At 63.1% G+C, this 17,892-nt stretch carries 8 protein-coding genes; 2 read left to right on the top strand and 6 right to left on the bottom strand.

Annotated features, from left to right (window positions below; translation table 11 throughout):
• Positions 1–282: 282 nt before the first annotated feature.
• Both VM621_RS14645 and VM621_RS14640 read left to right on the top strand, forming a co-directional pair.
• Positions 283–9,045 carry a YDG domain-containing protein gene (locus VM621_RS14645; protein ID WP_325469695.1) on the top strand — a complete coding sequence of 2,921 codons (8,763 nt, stop codon included), beginning with the start codon at positions 283–285 and terminating at the stop codon, positions 9,043–9,045.
• Between the two features lie 32 nt (positions 9,046–9,077).
• Positions 9,078–10,757: a ShlB/FhaC/HecB family hemolysin secretion/activation protein gene (locus VM621_RS14640; RefSeq protein ID WP_325469694.1), complete on the top strand. Its 1,680-nt coding sequence runs from the start codon at positions 9,078–9,080 to the stop codon at positions 10,755–10,757.
• A gap of 118 nt (positions 10,758–10,875) precedes the next feature.
• Here VM621_RS14640 and VM621_RS14635 read toward each other — a convergent pair whose 3' ends face one another.
• The 6 genes from VM621_RS14635 to VM621_RS14610 all read right to left on the bottom strand — a co-directional run bounded on the left by VM621_RS14635 (position 10,876) and on the right by VM621_RS14610 (position 17,892).
• Positions 10,876–12,135, bottom strand: a complete 1,260-nt coding sequence (locus tag VM621_RS14635; RefSeq protein ID WP_325469693.1) for a delta-60 repeat domain-containing protein — start codon at positions 12,133–12,135, stop codon at positions 10,876–10,878.
• Positions 12,136–12,215: 80 nt separating this feature from the next.
• Entirely contained in the window at positions 12,216–13,448 is a 1,233-nt protein-coding gene (locus VM621_RS14630) for an ABC transporter permease (protein WP_325469692.1), read from the bottom strand.
• 3 nt (positions 13,449–13,451) lie between these two features.
• Positions 13,452–14,777 carry an ABC transporter permease gene (locus VM621_RS14625; RefSeq protein WP_325469691.1) on the bottom strand — a complete coding sequence of 442 codons (1,326 nt, stop codon included), beginning with the start codon at positions 14,775–14,777 and terminating at the stop codon, positions 13,452–13,454.
• Between the two features lie 147 nt (positions 14,778–14,924).
• A complete protein-coding gene (locus VM621_RS14620; RefSeq protein ID WP_325469690.1) occupies positions 14,925–15,629 on the bottom strand; it encodes a class I SAM-dependent methyltransferase in 705 nt (234 codons plus the stop codon).
• A gap of 125 nt (positions 15,630–15,754) precedes the next feature.
• Positions 15,755–16,630, bottom strand: coding sequence for a hypothetical protein (locus tag VM621_RS14615; RefSeq protein WP_325469689.1), 876 nt, complete (start codon positions 16,628–16,630; stop codon positions 15,755–15,757).
• Positions 16,627–17,892, bottom strand: a complete 1,266-nt coding sequence (locus tag VM621_RS14610) for a hypothetical protein (RefSeq protein ID WP_325469688.1) — start codon at positions 17,890–17,892, stop codon at positions 16,627–16,629. Before VM621_RS14610 ends, VM621_RS14615 begins: the two co-directional genes overlap by 4 nt.

Here is a 17,892-nt window from a genome sequence, read left to right as displayed (position 1 = left end):
CTCGCGTCCTGACGGAAGCTGCCCGTCGTCCTTTTGATCGAGCGGAACTTGTCATGCCCGGCATGACAGAAGTTCCCGTTCGGCGGCCTTATCACGTCGCGCCGCTCTTCCTAGAATCGCCCCGCCGCTGTGACGCAGTTCGCATTATTGCGACCGATCGATGCGGCCACTTGCACGCGAGCGTGACGCTGACCTGACGACGCACCGAGCGGCGGCGAGGTGCGTGTTGCGAATCGTCTCGCGTGCGCGCAATCGACTGCATCAAATCGGGGCCTCGCAACAATGAATCGTATCTATCGCCTGTGCTGGAACGCCGCTACCTCCCAGTGGGTCGCGGCCAGCGAACTTGCCCGCAGCCGCCGTCCGGGCGTCGGGGTCAACGCGTCGGCAAGCGCGCCACGCGTGGCGACCATGGCGTTGGCGGTGGCCCTGGCGATCGGTAGTGCGGGCGTTGCTCATGCGGGTCAGACCGGGGGGCAGATCGTTTCGGGCAGCGGCGCGATCAACCAGCATGGCGCGACGACGACGATCAACCAGGCCAGCCAGCACCTGTCGCTGAACTGGCAGACATTCGACATCGGCACGAACGAGACAGTCGACTTCGTGCAGCCGGGCCGTGACGCCATCGCGGTCAATCGCATCCTCGGCAACAGCGCCTCGGAGATCTACGGGCACCTGAACGCCAATGGCCAGGTCTGGCTGATCAACCCCAATGGCGTGCTGTTCGGTCAGGGCTCGCAGGTGAATGTCGGCGGCCTCGTCGCCTCGACGCTCGACACCGCGGACAGCTCGCTGGACGCAACCTCACGCACGTTCAGTGGCGACGGCAAGGGCAGTGTCGTCAACAAGGGCGTGATTCGTGCTGCGAGTGGCGGCTACGTCGCCTTGCTGGGCAATACGGTTTCCAACCAGGGCACCATCAGTGCGCAGTTGGGCACGGTGGCGATGGGCGGCGGCAGTGCCGTGACGCTTACCTTCGAGGGCAGCCAGCTGCTCCATCTGCAGGTCGACCGCAGCACGCTCGATAACCTGGTCGAAAACCGCCAATTGGTCCAGGCCGACGGCGGGCGGGTTCTCATGACCGCGGGCGCGGCCGATTCGCTGCTGGCCAGCACCGTGAACAACACCGGCGTTGTCCGGGCGCAGACGGTGCAGAACCACAACGGCGAAATCGTCTTGCTGGGCGGCATGACGGCCGGCCATGTGAACGTCGAAGGCACGCTCGATGCGAGTGCGCCCCATGGTGGAAACGGCGGCACCATCGAGACCTCGGGCGCGTTCGCCCATATCGGCAGCGCGGCGATCGACGCCAGCGCAGCCCATGGCAAGGCGGGCACCTGGCTGGTCGATCCGTACGACCTGACCATCGACACGGCGGCCGCCACTACGATCTCGAACTCGCTCAATAGCGGCACCAACGTCACCGAATCGACCTCGGCGGGCGGCGCTTCCGGCGCGGGCGTGCAAAATCCCGGCGGCGTCGGCGATATCAACGTCAACGCGGCCATCAGCTGGACCAACCCGAACAGCACGCTGACGCTGACCGCGTACCGCGCGATCAACGTCAACGCGCCCATTTCCGGCGCCGGCCGCGTGGTGCTCACCGCCCAAGGTGCCACTGGCAGCAACGGCAACATCACGCTCGCCGCAGGCGGCACGGTGGCCGGCGGGGCAGGCGTGACCCTCACCGCCGCCAATGCCTTCATCAACAATGCGGGCGGGAATGCGCTCAGTTCCGCCTCGGGCAAGTGGCTGGTCTATTCCGCGAGCCGCGCGGCCGATGTCACCGGCGGCCTTACCCCGCAGTTCATCCAGTACAACGCGGCAGCGGGGGCGACACCGCTGGGTGCAGGTAGCGGCTTCCTCTACAAGCAGACGGCGAACGCGACGATCTCGGGCCTCAGCGGCACCGTTGAAAAGACCTACGACGGTACGGCCACGGCAAGTCTGACGGGAGCCAACGTCAACGCCACCCTGGCGAACGGCGACCGTATCGCCACCGCGACCGGCACGTATGGCAGCAAGGACGCCGCCAGCGGCATCCAGGTGACGGCGTCGGGCAACGTGGCCGGCTACACCTTCACCGACGCGAGCGGGCTCGTCCCCGTCTACGGATACACGATCAGCGGTGGTGGCGCCTCCGCGAACATCGGTGTCATCGACCCTCGCCAGCTCAGTGTCTCGGTCATCAACAACCCGACCAAGACCTACAACGGGACGACCACCGCCACCCTGAGCAGCGCCAACTACCTGACCACAGGGCTCGTCGCGGGCGAGAGCATCACCTTCAGCCAGCCAAACAGTGTCGCTTACGACTCCGCCGACGCCGGCGCGCGCACGGTGAACATCGGTTTCCTGCCGTCCAACTTCACCGCGGCGAACGGCACCAGGCTTTCCAACTATGTTCTGCCGACCACGGCGACGGGCGCAGGCACGATCGACAAGGCCAAGGTGCAGCTGTCCGGCCTGCTTGGCAGCGACAAGGTCTACGACGGCACCACCACGGATAACCTGGACAAGAGTCGCGTCTCGATCTTCGGCGTTATCGCGGGGGACGCGGCCAACGCCACGCTCGACAGCAGCAACGGCGTGGGCCAGTTCGCCGACGCGAATGTGGGTAACAACAAGTCGGTCACCGCCACGGGGTTCCAGCTTGTCGGCAGCAAGGCCGCCAACTACGACCTGGTCCTTCCCTCCGACATCACCGGCTCCATCACGCCGAAGGCGCTGACCATCAGCGGTGTGTCGGCCGTGAGCAAGGTCTACGACGCGACGCTGAATGCCTCGCTCGCCTACACGAACCTCGCGCTCAATGGCCTGGTGAACAGCACCGACACCGCCAATATCTCGCTGCTCACAGCGGGCGCGACCGGTGCCTTTGCCTCGAAGAACGTGGGCAATGGTATTGGCGTCAACGCGTCCGGATTCACGCTGGCCGGCACCGGCACGGGCAACTACACCCTGTCTCAGCCTACGGGCTTGTCCGCGAACATCACGCCCGCGCCCTTGTCGATATCCATCACGGGTAACCCCACCCGCACGTATAACGGGACCAGGACGGCCAACATCGGTTCGGGCGACGTGACCATCAACGGCTTCCAAGGCGGTGAGACGGGCACTGTCGTGCAGAGCGCCGGCGCCACCTACGCGAGCAAAGACGCGGGCACGCAGCTGGTCACGGCCTTGCTCGAGCCGTCGGATTTCAGCCTGGGCAACGGTGCGGAGCTTTCCAACTACACCTTCCCGACCTCCATTACCGGCAACGGCACGATTGCCAAGGCCGTGCTGACCTGGTCGCTGGTGGGCAATCCCACCAAGGTCTATGACGGCACTACCGATGCGACGCTGACGAACGACAACTTCCAGATCTTCGGCTTCCTCAGTGGGGAGGGTGCCACGGTCACTCAGACCCACGGCACCTACGACACCGCGAATGTCGGCCAGCGGAATGTGACGGCCAACCTGAGTGTTGCCGACTTCGCCGCGACCAACGGCACCGTTCTGTCGAACTACGTGCTGCCGACGGTGATGACCGGCATCGGGACCATCACGCCGGCGCCGCTGGCTGGATACATCACGGCGGGCATCAACGGTCCGACGCGCGTCTATGACGGCACGACCATCGCGACGCTCACGCCGGCGAACTTCATCCTCTCCGGCTTTGCGGCGGGCGAGGGCGCTTCGGTCAACCAGACCGTCGGCATCTTCGCCTCGAAGAATGTCGGCAAGCAGGCCGTCTCCGCATCGCTTACCAGTGCGAACTTCGACGCCAACGCGGGCACCAACCTTGGCAACTACACCTTGCCGACGGTGGCCTACGGCACGGGCGAAATTCAGCAAGCGCTGCTGACGGCGTCGATCGTGGGCAACCCCTCGAAGGTGTACGACGGCACGCAATATGTGACGCTCACGCCCCAGAACTACGCGCTTCTCGGGTTTGTGGCCGGCGAAGGCGCGGATATCGTGCCGTCATCGTCGATTTCTTTCGACACCAAGAACGTCGGCAGCAACAAGACCATTACGGCAAACATGGCGGTGTCCTCCTACCTGCCAAACAGCCAGACGCTGCTGTCGAACTACATCTTGCCGACGGTCGCGACCGGTCCGGGCACGATCACCGCCGCGCCGCTCTACATCGTTGGGGTGTCCGCCCAGAGTCGCGATTACAACGCGACGACCCTGGCTGCGCTCAATAGCGGTGGTGCCTCCCTGGTGGGGCTGGTTGGCGCCGATTCGAACGACGCGGCGAAAGTGGCCCTCACGGCGGGCACGACGGGTACCTTTGCGGATGCCAATGCCGGCGTCGGCAAAGCCGTCACAGCCAATGGCTTCTCCATCTCGGGCAGCGAAGCCGGCAACTACACGCTCATGCCGCTGACTGGCCTGACCGCGACCATCAGCCCGTTCACGCTGAGCATCAACGGTGTGTCGGCCATCGATAAGGTGTACGACGGCAACACCGGCATTGCCCTAAGCACGGGTACGGCGTCGTTGGCTGGGATTTTCAGTGCCGATAACGGGAACGTGACGCTCGATACCTCGGGCGCGACCGGCAGCGTGCGCTCGGCCAATGCAGCCAACAACCTCGATGTAACGACGTCGGGCTTCGGATTGGCAGGCAGCGCCGCGGGCAACTACCGCGTCAACCAGGTCAGCGGCCTTACCGCCAATATCTCCAGGCGTGCGGTCACCGCGTCCATTACGGGCGATCCGACCAAACCGTACGACGGCTCGGACTCGGTGACGCTGACCGCAGGTGATTACACGCTTTCGGGCTTCGTGAGCGGCCAGGGGGCCACCATCCCGCAGTCGTCCACCGCGAAGTACAACAATGTCGACGCTGGCAGCAACCGCGGTCTGACCTCGACACTCTCGGTGTCGGACTTTGTCGCCCTCTCGGGGACCAACCTCGCCAACTATGACCTGCCGACCGGTGCGACCGGCGCACTCGGCACGATCACGCCCTTCATCATCAACCTGATGAGCCAGCGCGTCTATGACGCGACCACCGGTGCCGATGCCACCCTGTTCACCAGTGGCGGCACGATTGCCGGCGTGAACGGTGAGCGTCTGACGCTGACCGGCAGCGGCGTCCTGTCGACCAAGAACGTAGGCAGTCAGCGAAGCTTCGCCAACTTCGGCACGTTGGCGCTGGGCGACAACAGCGGCACCGCTACGAACTACACGCTGGCCGGCGGCATCGATTGGGTGACCATTACCCCGGCCACCTTGACGGTGGCCGGCACGGTCGCTGCCGACAAGACCTATGACCGCTCCAACGTGGCGCAGCTCTCGGGTTCGACGCTCGTGGGTCGGTTGGGCTCGGACGATGTGACGCTGGGCAACGCCACGACCGGGACATTCGCCAACAAGAATGCCGGTGTCGGCAAGTCCGTTGGCACGTCGATGACCGTGAGCGGCGGCGACAGCGGCAACTATATTCTCGTCCAGCCCACGGGGCTCACGGCGACCATCACGCCGCTGACCATCACTCCCACGGCCTCGGCCGACAGCCGGCAATACGATGGCACCACCAACGCCACGGCGACGGTCTCGTCCTCGGGCGTCCTCGCGGGCGACACGGTCAACTTCGGCGAGTCCACGACGCCGCAGTTCGACGGCAAGGACGTGGCCAACGGACGCACCGTCACGGTGAGCAACATCACCAAGGGCGGCGCCGACGCAGCCAACTACGTGCTCTCGACCACGACCGCGACTGCGTTGGCAAACATCACGCCGCGCGTCGTCAACCTGAGCGGCACGCGGGTCTACGACAGGTCGACCTCGATCTTCAGCCCCGGTCTGACCCTGGGCAACCTGGTGTCGGGTGAGAGCCTCTCCCTCTCGGGCACGGGCAACACGGCGAGCAAGAATGTCGGGAGCTACACCGGCGGCAACTTCGCACTGGGCTCGCTCACCCTCGCCGATGGCGCGGGCGGCCTCGCCAGCAACTACACGCTGAGCGGCGGCACCGATACCTACACGATCACGCCGGCGATCCTCAACGTGATCAACACCACGGCTGACAGCAAGGTCTATGACGCGAACACCATCGCCGCCTTGCACAATGCCACGCTCACTGGCGTGCTCGGTTCCGACACCGTCGACCTGACGAACGCCGATGTAGGCACGTTCAGCGACAAGAATGTCGGTACGAACAAGTCGGTCGCCACGGCCATGGGCATCGCCGGAACCGACGCGGGCAACTACACCCTCGTGCAGCCGGCCAACGTGTTCGCGGACATCACCTCGAAGCTCATCCATGTGGACGCCAATGGGGTCGACAAGGTCTACGACGGCACGGCGGCATCGGGGGCGACGCTGTCGAGCCAGGATCTGGTGGGCACCGACCAGGTGACTTTCAGCGCCACGAGCAATGTGTTCAATACCAAGGATGTGGGAACCGGCAAGGCCGTGAGCGTGGATGGGATCACGGCCGGCGGTGTCGATGCGGGGAACTACACGCTGGCGAACACCAGCGCCACCACCACCGCGAACATCACGCCCTTCATCATCAACCTGACCGGGACGCGCGTATACAACGGCACGACGACGGCCAGTGCGAGCCTCTTTGGGACGAACGGCGTCGTCGCCGGCGTCAATGGCGAAACGCTGATCCTCACCGGTGCGGGCAAGAGCGCATCCAAGAATGTGGCCACCTACCACCGGGCCGCGGACGGTACGGGCGATTTCGACCTCGACACGCTGGCGCTCACCGGCACGGGTGGATCGAGTGCCGGCAACTACGCGCTGCTGGGGGGCACCGACGCCTTTACGATCACCCCGCTCGCGGTGACGGTCGATGCCACCGGTGGCAACAAGGTGTATGACGCCACCACGGCGGCAACGGCCACGCTGGCATCCGGCGGCCTGATTTCCGGCGACACGGTGAACTTTGCGTCCGGCGCTGCCACCTTTGGCGACAAGAATGTCGGCAACGGTAAGGTCATTTCGGTCACCGGCATCACGGCCAGCGGCGCAGACGCGGGCAACTACACGTTCAATACCTCGGCCGCGACCACTGGCAACATCACGCCGCTGGCCATCAGCGGGAGCATCGTGGCCGACGACCGCGTCTACGACCGCACGACTGGGGCAGCGACGCACGGCAGCCTGTCGGGCGTGCTCGGCGGCGATGTCGTCGATTACACCTCGACCACGGGCAGCTTCCTCGACAAGAATGTCGGCACTGGCAAGACGGTCAATGTCTCCGGTGTCGTCGGCGGGGCCGATGCCGGCAACTATGTCGTCACCAGCAATACAACCACGACCGCGAACATCACCCCGGCGACCATCGTGGTCGGCACGAGCGCGGCCGACAAGATGTACGACGGCAATGCCACGGCGACGACGGTCCTGTCGCAGACCGGTCTTATCGGCGGCGACGATGTGAGCTTCAGCGGCGCTTCGTCCTTGTTCTCCGATGCGAACGCGGCCAATGGCAAGACCGTCACGGTCAGCGGCATTACGGCAGCGGGCGCCGATGCCGGAAACTATGTCTACAACACGGTAGCGACCACGCTCGCGAACATCACGCCTTACATCATCAACCTGCACGGCGAGCGCCAGTACGACGGCTCGACGGTCGCTTCGGCCGGTGATTTTGGTAACCATGGGGTGGTCGCGGGTATCCATGGCGACACGCTCGACCTGAGTGGCGATGGCTCGGTCGGGGACAAGAACGTCGGTACCGACAAGGCCCTGACCTCGACCGGCACGCTGGCTCTCACCGCCAACGGAGCTGCGCTCGGCAGCAACTACACCCTGGTCGGCGGCACGCACGACCTGACCATTACGCCAAAGCAGATCGTGGTCGATGCCACCGGGTCCAACAAAGTCTATGACGGCGGTTCCCTGGCTGTAGCGGGCCTTGGTGCGACCGGCATCATCGGCGGCGACCAGATTGCCTTCGCGGGTGGCTCGGCAAACTACAGCGACAAGAATGTCGCCAATGGGAAGACCATCACGGTCAATGGCATCACCGCTTCTGGTGCGGACGCCGGCAACTACGCGTTCAACACGACAGCCTTGACGACGGGCAACATCACGCCGCTGGCCATCGGTGGCAGCATCGTCGCCAGCGACAAGACCTACGACGGCACCACCACGGCGCAGACCCAGGGCAGCCTCACTGGCGTGCTTGCCGGAGACCATCTGGGTGTAACCACCCAGGGCAGCTTCGCCGACAAGAATGCAGGGTCGGGCAAGACGGTGAACGTAGCCGGCCAGCTGACCGGCGCGGACGCTGGCAACTACACCCTGACCACCAACACGACCACGACGGCGACAATCGAAAAGGTGGTGCTCGACCTTTCCGGCACGCGCATCTACGACGGCAGCACCGTGGCAGGTGCGGACATGTTCAGCCATGCCGGGGTCATTGCAGGCATCGCGGGCGAAAGTCTGCTCCTGTCCGGTCAAGGCGTGCTCGCCAGTAAGAACGTGGCCACGGATCGCGCACTTGCGGGCCTTGGTTCGCTGGCGCTCAACGACAATGGCAGCTCGCTCGCCGGCAACTACACGCTCGTCGGTGGACACGACGTGGCGACCATCACGCCACTTGGTATCCATGCGGGCATCACGGCTAACGACAAGGCCTACGACGGAAACACCAGCGCCACCACCCAAGGTGTTCTGAGCGGCGTGCTGGCAGGCGACAGCGTGTCCTTGTCCACGGTCGGTGCTTTCTCCGACAGAAACGTGGGCAACGGGAAAACGGTGAACGTGACCGGCATGCTGGGCGGTGACGATGCGGGCAACTATATCCTCAGTTGGAACCCGACCACGACGGCCAACATCACCCAGAACGCCTCGCAAGGCGGCTCGTCGAGTGCACTGACCCAGATTCAGGCCCTGCTCGGACCCGATTCGCTAGCCACGCCGTACGGCGTCGCCTCGAATATCACGGTCGGCGATTACACCGGTAACCACAAGAAGACCCGCCAGCCTGTGGAAAAGAACGCGCAGCGCTCGGACTTCAATTCCGGCCTTTCGCTGCAGGTCGTCAGCGGCGGCGTGCGGCTGCCTGCGGATGTGATGCAGTGAATAACCCTCTTCGAATTGGAAACGGCTTACCGATGACCATGGTTCAATTTCCCAAGCGCACCGCGAATGTCCTGGGTGCATGCATCCTGCTGGCCATGGCTTCGGGCGCAGCCGCTCAGGTGCGCGCGCCACAGGCGGGCGATTTGCTTCGCCAGGTCCCGGCAACCCCTGCGCCTCAGCGCTCCGACGACACGGCTCTGACCGTCACGCCGGAAGTGCCGACGGCGCAGGGCGACAGCGCGCCCTTCCATGTCACGCGCATCGAGATCACGGGCGCCACGTTGTTGCCGGTCGACGATCTGCACGCCCTGGTCGCCTCGGGCGAGAACAGTGACATCACCCTGAGCCAGCTCAACGCCCTTGCCGCTCGCATTACGGCGGCTTATCGGGCAAAGGGTTACCCGTTGACGGTCGCTTATGTGCCGGCGCAAACACTGAGCGGTGGCACGGTCCGCATTGCCGTGCAGGAAGCACGACTGGGTAAAGTCACGCTCGAGAACCACAGTGCGACGCACGACGGTCCGCTGCAGGCTACGCTGGCACCGCTCAAGGAGGGCATGCCGGTCTCCGCGCATGGCTTCGATCGCAGCCTGCTGCTGCTGGGTGACATTCCGGGCGTGTCGGAGACATCGGTACTCGGCCCAGGGGCCGAGCCGGGCACATCGGACCTTGCCGTTCGGACTGACGATCGGCCCCGTTACACCGGCACGGTCGCGCTCGACGACTATGGCAATCGCTACACCGGTCGCTCGCGCATGACGGGCACCTTCAATGTCAATGGCTTGTTCCATCAGGGCGACGTGCTGGACGCTACGGCGCTTACCGCCGGCTCGAACATGAACTACGGGCGCCTGGGCTACCGTTACCTGGTGAATGGCGAAGGCACGGTGGTCGGAGCGTCGGTCTCGTCGCTCGACTACAAGCTCAAGGGTGACCTGCGCGTTCTCGACGCCCACGGTACGGCGCAGGTGGCGAGTGTGTTCGTCAGTCATCCGTTCATCCGTTCTACCGACGGGAATCTGTACGGCCAGCTCGGTTACGACCGCCGTCACCTGAACGATTCGATCGATGTCGTCGGCATTCGCACGCTGCGCCACACCTATGGTTGGACGGCGACGCTTGCCGGCGACCAGCGCGATGCGCGCGGCGTGACCAACTTCAGCCTGGCCGCCACCTATGGCTTGCTCGGGTTCAACGATGCGTTCGCCGAGTTCGTCGATGCGATCAGCGCGCAGACAAAAGGCCATTATCTGAAATACACGCTTTCCGCGGCGCGCCTTCAGCAGATCTCGGACAATAACGCGCTGTACCTCGGGTTCCAGGGGCAGTGGTCGAACAAGAACGTCGACACGGCGGAACAGTTTTATCTCGGCGGTGCGAACAATGTTCGTGGGTATGACACGGGCGTACTGGCCGGAAGCCAGGGACAGATGGTCAACTTCGAATTTCGCCGTAGCCTGCACGTGGGCTTGCCCGGCAGCTTCATCGCGCTTGCGTTTGCCGACGCGGGGCGGGTGAGTCTCTACAAGGATCGCTTCGCGCCGGGCACCAACAGTGCCCACATGCAGGACGTGGGCTTGGGCCTGCGTTGGCAAGGTGACGACCAGTGGGTCGTCAGCGCGGACGTTGCCCATCCGGTGGGTGCCCGACCGGCGATCCTTGGCGATACGCACGATGTCCGCGCCTGGGTGCAGGTGCAGAAGGGGTTTTAAGGTCTGGCGGGCTGCGGTTGCGCAGGGCAAGTCGGTCGAAACGCCATCCCCCTCCCGCGGCGCGCGAGAGGGGACTTTGCCGATGCTGCCGTCGAGAATGGCGTTTTCGAGCTACAGCTTATTGATAGCGCGCAACGACAAAGGTCGCAGGCGAGTTGCCATAGCCCGCGACGACGATTTTGCCGTCGCCTTGTGTGGCAAGCCCTTGAACAGCGGCATTCGCGCCGCCGACGGCGGTGACAACGGGTCCAAAGCTGTAGTCCTGATTGCCGGACTGATCGTAGCGATTCAAGGTCAGCTGGCGGTAGCTTCCCGCTTTGGAGTAGCCGCCGACAACGATTCCTCCGTTGGCGTCGATGGCCACATCGTTGCCAATCGCGTCGCCGGTGCCGATGGCGGTAATGACCTTTCCGGTGCCGGATCCAAAGCTGCTGTCCAGCGCGCCGGTGCTTGTGTAACGAACGGCAGCAAATCGGTAGTAGCCGGAGCTCACGCTGTTCGCGTAGCCGGCGGCGACGATCTTGCCGTCACCTTGAATCGCCAGCGAAGTGGCGATGGCGGAGTTGCCGTTGAAGGTCCCACCCACATTGGTCAGAACTTTGCCGCCGGCACCGAACGTGGTGTCCAGCGCGCCATTCGTGGTGTAGCGCGTCAACGCGAATACGGTGCCGACGCTCGACGCGTAGCCGGCTAGCACGGGTTTACCATCTGCTTGGATGACCAGGCTGTTGGCGAAGGCGGAGCCGGTGCCAACCGCTGAGGTGACGGTGCCGGAACCGCTGCCGAAGCTGTAATCCAGTGTCCCGCTGCCGGTAAGGCGCGCCAGTGCAAAGCTGGAGCCGGCATAGCCGGCCACCCAGATGGAGCTGCCCTGTACGGCCACGGCGTAGGCTTCCGAAGCCCCCGCGTAGAAATTGACGGTCGCCTTGCCCGAGCTGCCAAAGGTGGTGTCCAGCGAACCATCCGTGTTGTAGCGGTAAATGGTGAAGTTTCGGGTGGACGTGAAGTTCGGGCACGAGGTGCCTGCAACGACGATCTTGCCATCGGTCTGCAGTGCAAGCGCGCGTGCCTGTCCCGAGCAGCTGCCCGACGGCGTGGTGGTGACCTTGCCGGTGCCGTTGAAGCTCGTGTCAAGCGCGCCACCGGTCGTATAACGCGCCAAAGCAAAGTCGCCCAGGCCGTCCTGGCCAGCGGCGACAATCCGTCCGTCTGGCTGGATAACCACCCGGGCTGCGGCACCGTAGCTGCCGAACGCGGTGGACGTGGTGCCTGCCGAACCGAACGTGGCGTCCAGCGACGCGGCCTGTGCGGGCGTTGCAAGTGCGCCCATTGCACTGACGGCTATGCCAAACGATATCTTCGTCGTGTTGCTGATCACGGCGTGTTCTCCCTGTTGAATGCGGTTGAATCGATCTGTCGACCAGGAAGGCGGAAGCGGATCTTGAGAGAAGCTCTTCTCTATCGTCCGCGGGACGCGACGATGGGTGGCACTGCGGCAGCTTTCAGAGCGGGCCCAAGCACTGCCAGTTGGCCTAGGACGGCAATGCCGATCGCTGTCCCCAAGAGCTGAGCGACCGACAGCGTGGGCTGCGCGAAATCCGCGGTGAGATAGGTTCCAACGACGGCGGACAGAATCGTGCCAATTATCAGTCCACCCCCTACGATGAGCAGATTTTCAATCTGGAAGTAGCGAAGGATGTCGGCCCGCGTAGCTCCCAAGGCTCGCCGGACGCCGATGGTCTTACGGCGCTGTTGCACCCAGAAACTCGCCAGACCAGCAATGCCGACGGCCGTCACGCAGAGCAACGCGAGCCCGGCGCTTCCCAGCTCGGTCACCATGGTCTCGTCGTGCCTGAAGTACTCATCGCGCAAGGTCTCATAAGTTCGGACGTCACTGGGCTTGATGAGTCGACTTGGTGAGCGTTCTCGCAGCTTGGCGACGGCACTGGTGAGTACGGCATGTCTCGCCTGTGGCTGCGTGCGGAGCACGTATGTGATTCGGCTGCTGTCGGGCAGCACCGGAAACAGCATGCTAAGTTCGTTCTGGCCTCCGGCCTCCAGGCGTGGGCGGAGCAAGTGGTCTACCGTCCCCATGACCGTGACCATGTGATCCCCTTGGTACATGGTCTTCCCGATGGGATTGGTACCATGGAACACCCGTTGGGCAAGCGAGGTGGTAATGATCGCCTGAGAGGCCTGGTTCACCGAGTAGCTGTCGGAAGGGAAGTCCTGTCCAGCGGTAAGTTTCAGGCCCAGCGTCTGCAGGGCACCAGGGGTGGTGTCGTAGCGGCTCGCGAGCAGGCACTCGCTACCTTGGAGAGAGCCTGCTGCGATGGCGCGTTGCAGCGCCTCCAAGGTGGGGCAGACGGCGTAGGTTTCATCGGAGGTGCCGAGGGGCACGCTGTTCAGCGCCGCGACAGACGTCACGCCGGGGATCTCGCGCAGCGCCGCAAGGTCCTCAGCATGCCGCGTTTGATGGTTCTCGCTCTTGTCGATGGATGTGCTGCTGAGCACGACCAGCTCGTCTTCGGCCAGGCCGCTGGGGATACCCATTTGATCGAGGCGGTGACCGATAATAGAGGCGGCGTTGCTGACGACGATGCATGTCAGCGCTACCTGAAGGACGATCATGGTCACTGTGAGGCGGTGATGGCGGAGCGTCGCCAGGATGTCTTTGACCGGAATCATCATTCTTCAGTTCACCTTCAAGTGCAGAGCCGGCGCGGTCTGGCTCGCGCGCCACGCCGGCACGAGGCCTGCGAGTGCGCTGATGGCCACCGCCAAGACGCACGACAGCAGAAGCATCGAGACATCCATGTGCACCAGCGCCGCGTAGTCGTCCGGCCTCCTGCGTACGTTCCAAAGGCCGAGCTGCGCGATGGCTATGCCAAGAAGACCGCCAAGGAGTCCAATCATCGCCGCTTCGACGGAGAACTGGAGGAAGATCTCCGCCTTCCTGGCTCCCAGTGCCCTGCGGATACTGACTTCGTTTTGCTTGCGAAGAAACTTGGCCAGGAGCAGGGCGACGATGTTGACCATACATACGGTCAGGAACGCAATCGAAAGGCCGAGTTGCAAATTCACGTCGGTAGGAATCAAGCGCTGATGGTCCAGCCACTCCATGAGGCCGTACAGCTTTGCGCCATGGGTGCGTTCGAAGCGATGAAGCTGCCGTTGCTGATCGTAATAGTCATCGAGAAAGCGACGGTACGCACCAACATCGGCCGCATTGGGAAGCTCGACCCAGAATTGCAGCCAGGTAGACCGATCGCTCGAGAGTTTATCCGACGGCTGCTGCCGGTCCCATGTTGCGAAATGGGCGTTCGTATCCAGTTGGAGCTGCACGGCGGTCGATAGCGGGACGAAGAACGCATCCGGGTGCCCGAACAGCTTCGCGGAGGTGTCGGCGTAGAAAAGAGGGTAGGGCGCGAATGGACGGGATACGCCGACAACGGTCAGCATCGTTTCGCCGAAGCGCACCTGCTTGCCGACAGGACGCGCGTCGCCAAAGAGGCGGTAGGCGAGGTCCTGAGACAGGACGATGACCCGGGCGCGTGCGTCGTCGTCATCCTTTGACCAGCCATGACCATCGACGAACGAGATGCCGAACATGGCGAACGCGTCGGCGGTCGTATATCGACCGTCTTCGTTGTAGGGCGTAGGGTTGCCATCGGCGCGCAGGATGCCGGAACCACCTGCCATGGCCGCCTGGCGCGGCGCGCGGGCTGCGTGAAGAAGCGACTGGGCATCGCGCCATGTCAGGTTGTCGGAGATGTAGGGCCCCTCCGTCGGACTCTTGTACGCCTCGGGGGTCGGATCGAGTGTCACGTAAAAAAGTCGACCGCTCCGCCCCGGCGCCGGATCTCCACCAAGCACATGGACCACCGTGATCATGGTCATGCTGGCGCCGATCCCTAGCCCTATAGCGACGACCATCAAGATGGATAGGACCGTGCTCTGGCGCAGGCTTATCCAGCCCACGCGTAGGTAATAGGCCAGCATCGCAGCGATGTTCTCCATGGATTGAAGCTCCTCTCCTTATCCCCTGAAAGGAGCAGGCAATTTGCGTGCCATGAACATGCCTTATGCCAGGGTCGTGTCTGGGTACTTGTCGGTAAATATGCGGTGTCCGCGGACGTCCGGCGGCTCCCGTCCGCGGACACTGGATCAATGAAAAAAAGTGGTCAGGGAAGGAACCATATCACTGGGTTCCATTCGGAGCCAGGCAGTACTGTTCTGCTTCCGATCCGCCGCTTCGATAAGATGCATGAGCCGGAATTCGCTTCGAGAAACCAGGGCGCGCGCCCTCGATTCGTCCTCCTCATCGAGGATTTCCGCCATGCCTTTGGGTAACCGACCCTGGTTCAACTTGGCTGTGAGCAACTCCAGTGCATGATAGGCCGGCAAGTGCGTGGAAGCGCTGTCGATGAAAATGGAGGCCGTGTCACTCAGCAAGGGCAAGAATGCGGAAATCACTCGCTGGACCATCGGCGCAGCATGGTCGAAGTCGGAGAAGACGATGTCGACAGTCCTTCCCTGAAGATCCTTGCGAACGGTTTCCATGTTCATATCTCCTTGCGTGAAGCGAACATGGTCTTCGACGCCGGCATCGGCAAACAGTTTGGCAAGGAACTCCGGATAGGATCCGTCCTCCGCGATCGCTGCCAGACCGTGCAGCGGCGAAGGCATCTCCTGGAGGAACTCCCGTACCTTCGGCCGGGCGTAGTGCGCCCCATTATCGTACGTGTAAAGCGTGCCGTGTCCGTTCTCCCGCATGGCCGCGGCGATCCACGCCGACGTTACGCCCATGCCCGTCCCCAGTTCGACAACGACCGAAGGGCGCTCGCGTCGAACGATCGAGTAAAGGAGCATGCAGATCTCCTCACTCCCATGGACTCGCCCCAGATCCTCTCGCAGCGCAAGAAGGTAATCGATTCGGTCTCTGATACTCCAGCGAGCGTCCGTTTCGCTCCGGTGATGAATCGCCGTGGTAGTCATCAGGCTGCCATCGTCGCGTCTTGGGTAAGCGACTTCAGCGTTGCCAGGCTAGTCAACCACGCACTTACGTGGTCATGGAAGGACGTATCCGTGGCGGCTGAGAGCATATAGGGCGAGAAAGCGTGGAAGCGGAGGGTTCCGTCACCTTCGACATAAGACAGGAATTCACCCACGTCGCTTTGAAACTGAATGCGGCACGCTTTGGCGATGCGGTTGACTTGGTCGGAGGAGAAATCGGCTCGATCACGGGGGAACGTCGTATGGACCGATTCACCGTAGAAATGACCGAAAAGGGGCAAGCCCTTGGGCGCTTCGACGAAGAAGCGATGCCTCATGCGCTCAGCGGGGAGTATGTGGTGCTCTTCCTTCCAGTCGAAGAGGGACCAGACGGACTTCTGCATCGGGTCGGCCAGTCCCGCAAGATCAGGCTCCTCGTAACCGACGGCGTAAGAGAACGCAGGAGTCGCGATCGTGGGATCGTACTGGGCGACTCGAAACCATTGCGTGTTCAGCGGCAAGAGACAATGCGAAACACCGCGAACGCCGACATCATGGGCACGCCAGGCCGCCTTCCGAAGGAGGTCGTCGAGGCGAATGTGCAGCCAGCGCTCATCACGGCCCCAACCCCGAAGGGTGTCTTCTGTTCGCGTTCCTGTCGTCGAGAATATCCGGTTTATGACGACTGCGTCCCGAAAGCGGCGGCCGATCTCGTCTGGGAAGTTAGCAGAAAGCCAAGCCGGCCATTCCTCACGATCGAGGAACGGTAAGAGGTCGTCGATGTGCACGAAGTCGACCGTCGTGTTCGCCGCCTGACGGGCGGCAGTCATCAAGGGGTCTTCCTGGCCGCTGTAGAGCATGACAATACGATGGTTCATGGAGTCCCTTCCTCGGCGGCGCGCTTGGTGTAGGTTGCTTTGATTTCTTGCTGAAACGACCCGATGATCTCGCGTAACGCATCGGGGAGGGGTGAGGGTAGAACGAGTTGGTCGCAGACGTGGTGGGGGATCAGATAGCCAGCAACGAACTTTGCCAGGCGTTTTTGGAGGTAAGCCAACCTGGACGACTCACTTGGGTCGACCGACGCCATGTGACGGACGTACATGCGATGGCAGATGAAGTAGATGAAAGCTGCATGGATGAACGACGAGTTCGGTATGCCATTCCCGGACCAGGGCGACACTGGCCGGTCCTTCTGGTTGTGCATGACGAAGGGACCGTTTGCCAGTTCCCATGCGGCGAGGAAGTTGTGTGTGCTCTCGTGCATGATGCTCTCCATGCACGCGTCGGCAGTCATGTCGGGCAGGTGCGTATTTAGCATTCGGAAGGACCCCGGTTGCCGAGGGACGTGCTCGGAGCCGAAGACGCGGTCGAACTCTTCAGGGCCGTCGAGGCTCTCGATAGATTTGCGGACGATGATGCGACGGACGAAATTTCTGATCAGGAAGCCGTAGGCGGGCTCCACCGCATCGATCTGCTCCAGCGCCGTCTGCAGCTTTTCGACCACAACCTCTTTTTCTTCCGGTGTGAAGTCCAGACACCGTTGGCTGAGGATGCCGCTTCTGGCTTCATAGTTCCTGGCGACGGGGCTGTCGAAATCGACGGTGACGACCTCGCCGATGGACGGTGCCCGCTGCACCTCCCAGTGTCCGAAGTCTCCGCGCACGGCGACCTTGTCGCCGAGAGGCGAGTAGACGCGATCCGTCTTCATCTGCCGCAGATAGGCGCCTACGTTTCCCGCCTCGAGATCGGCTAATGCCTTTTCCCGAGAAACGATGTCGTAGAGACGGATCTGGAACAAGACTTGGTCGTCATCGGAAGAGCGGGCATGCGCAGCGGCGAAGCGCGGATCGACATGGATCATCGAATAGCACTCACAGAACTCGGAGCTGACCAGGACCCGTGCGCGGTGAACGGGCGATAGACCGTTATAGACATCGGCGGCGGCGGTGAGAATGGCATTCCCCCGGCTTTGGGAGAGCAGGCGCTGCATGCGATTGCGCATCGCCTTGAGGCGTCCCCAAAGGATGGATTCCATGATCTCGAACGCATCGTCGGAGACCCGGGTCACGCTGCCCAGCACAGAAAGGTCTGGCTCGGCGTCGGGTAAGAGTTGCAGGTGATCAACGGCGGTGGACAT

Origin of the sequence: Luteibacter sp. (genome assembly GCF_035539195.1) — a bacterium.
Taxonomy (GTDB): Bacteria; Pseudomonadota; Gammaproteobacteria; order Xanthomonadales; family Rhodanobacteraceae; genus Luteibacter.
The sequence above is the reverse complement of the archived record's forward strand: the minus strand, read 5'-3'. Positions and strand labels throughout refer to the sequence as shown.